General features: G+C 48.8%; 3 pseudogenes. 2 read left to right on the plus strand and 1 reads right to left on the minus strand.

The features are described from left to right. Window positions 1–436: 436 nt before the first annotated feature. Window positions 437–661 (plus strand): annotated as a pseudogene (locus tag ACTBDZ_RS17810) (LysR family transcriptional regulator); the annotation flags it as partial. Beyond that, a pseudogene (locus tag ACTBDZ_RS17815) lies at window positions 655–1,294 on the plus strand (zinc-binding dehydrogenase); the annotation flags it as partial. The pseudogenes ACTBDZ_RS17810 and ACTBDZ_RS17815, both read left to right, overlap by 7 nt. A gap of 5 nt (window positions 1,295–1,299) precedes the next feature. Here the strand turns inward: ACTBDZ_RS17815 and ACTBDZ_RS17820 are convergent. Beyond that, window positions 1,300–1,411: pseudogene (locus tag ACTBDZ_RS17820) on the minus strand (IS5 family transposase); the annotation flags it as partial.

Genomic DNA, 1,411 nt, shown 5'->3' on the forward strand with positions numbered 1-1,411 from the left:
AAGGTTACGGATGGTAACGTGGGGAGTACTCATGCTGATTGGTCTGCAAAAAGCAGTAATAAATTCAGAACTTCAGAATACCGTCAAGTCCCGAAAAAAGAAAAATCAGGTGCGGAATGACGGATTATTTAAAGTCACAGTTAATATCCTGTATTACCCTCTTAAGAGATACCAATGTTACCCATAACTATGTGAGAAACTGGCAGAAGATCAGATATTTTCTTTATGCGACAGGCGCAATATTGCAGTTTTGTAACAAACTTGAAATAGGTTTATCACGCTTTAGCATCGTGCTGGACGGCTTGCACCTCAGCAACGATTATCTGTCAGATGTAACAAGGTCGTTGCCAAGTCACGCTACAATCGTTAGACTGAGTTTGTCATTAAAAATGAATAAGTACATCAAAGTTAGTCTCAAAAAAAGAAAGGTAGACTTATGGACCTGACGCAGCTTCTGATGTTCTGTCTGGTGGCGGAAACAGGCTCAGTGGCTCGCGCCGCCGAGTTGTTGCAGCGTGTTCCCTCCAACTTGACGACCCGATTGCGTCAACTGGAACAGGAATTAGGACGCGATCTGTTTATTCGCGAGAAACAGCGACTGTGTTTGTCCCCGGTGGGGCACAATTTTCTCTGCTATGCAGAACGTATTTTGGCGGTGGCGGTATCGTTGAAGCCATTGGCGAGGGCGTGACCAGCGTCGCCGTCGGCGATCACGTTATTCCGCTGTATACGCCAGAATGTGGCGAATGTAAATTTTGTCGCTCCGGCAAAACCAACCTGTGCCAGTCGATTCGTAGCACCCAAGGCAAAGGGTTGATGCCGGATAGCACCACGCATTTTTTTAAAGAGGGTAAGCCGATTTTTCACTACATGGGCACCTCCACCTTCGCGGAACTGACGGTAGTGCCTGAAATTTCCCTGGCGAAGATCAATAAGGAAGCGCCGCTGGAAGATAGTGTGCCTGCTGGGCTGTGGCGTAACCACCGGTATGGGTGCCGTAATGAATACGGCCAAGGTGAAACCCGGTGACAGCGTCGCTGTGTTCGGTCTGGGCGGTATCGGCCTGTCGGCGATTATCGGCGCACAGATGGCCGGGGCTGGACGCATCATCGGTATTGATATCAACACCAGCAAATTCGATCTGGCCCGCAAACTGGGGGCCACCGATCTGATCAACCCGAAAGATTACGACAAACCGATTCAGGATGTGATTGTTGAGCTGACCGATGGCGGCGTGGACTTCTCGTTTGAATGCATTGGCAACGTTAACGTAATGCGTTCCGCACTAGGCTGTGTCCCTTAATTGCGTAACCGGTGGTAAAACACGCGGATGCAGCCCAGTTTCACCATTGCTAGATAGTTTCTTGCCGTTTTTTCATAACGTGTGGCGATCCGTCGATATTCCTTTAAA

Source organism: Symbiopectobacterium sp., assembly GCF_051710365.1.
In the GTDB taxonomy this organism is placed as follows: domain Bacteria; phylum Pseudomonadota; class Gammaproteobacteria; order Enterobacterales; family Enterobacteriaceae; genus Symbiopectobacterium.